The organism is Achromobacter sp. UBA4530, assembly GCF_002388205.1.
Taxonomy (GTDB): Bacteria; Pseudomonadota; Gammaproteobacteria; order Burkholderiales; family Burkholderiaceae_B; genus Achromobacter; species Achromobacter animicus.
The window spans coordinates 848-1092 of the sequence record NZ_DGMA01000046.1 but is presented as its reverse complement, the minus strand read 5'-3'; the positions used below and the strand labels follow the sequence as shown (position 1 = coordinate 1092).

Here is a 245-nt window from a genome sequence, read left to right as displayed (position 1 = left end):
CCGCACCGCGCGCGCCAAGGGGCTGCCCGAGAACACCGTGCTGTACAAGCACGCGCTGCGCAACGGGGTGCTGCCGGTGGTGACCATGCTGGGCCTGCAGTTCGGCAACGTGCTGGCCGGGGCGATTCTGGTGGAGACGGTCTTCAACTGGCCCGGGTTGGGACGCCTGGCGTTCGACTCCGTGCTGCGCCGCGATTATCCGACGCTGCTCGGCATTCTGCTCTTTGCCTCGTTGCTGGTCGTGG

General features: G+C 67.8%; 1 protein-coding gene. It reads left to right on the top strand.

The features are described from left to right. Positions 1–245 (top strand): ABC transporter permease (locus tag B2W22_RS26705; RefSeq protein ID WP_286940222.1); only part of this gene is annotated, 245 nt, incomplete at both ends.